Below are 264 nucleotides of genomic sequence, written 5' to 3' on the forward strand. Positions count from 1 at the left end.
CATCGGCTCTGGCGGGCTTAACTTCTCTGTTCGGAATGGGAAGAGGTGGACACCGCCGATATAGGCACCTGAATATCTTTTAAGTACTATCGAGCGTTCTCCGGTAGCAGACATGGGTCTAACTACTAAATACTAACTACCAACTACTAATTGACATGTTATTGGAAGAAAAGATAAAAAAGAGAGAGGACAACAGTTCTATCCGCATTGGAAAGCTTCGGGTTATTAGTACCACTCGGCTTTGGTCTCTCAACCTTTACACCT

Annotated in this window: 1 rRNA gene; it reads right to left on the reverse strand. The window is 43.9% G+C overall.

The window, feature by feature from the left end:
- Positions 1–72, reverse strand: a 5S ribosomal RNA gene (gene rrf / locus ACP6L2_RS18190); the annotation flags it as partial.
- Between the last annotated feature and the right edge of the window lie 192 nt (positions 73–264).

Origin of the sequence: Sphingobacterium lactis (assembly GCF_051951495.1) — a bacterium.
GTDB lineage: Bacteria > Bacteroidota > Bacteroidia > Sphingobacteriales > Sphingobacteriaceae > Sphingobacterium > Sphingobacterium lactis_A.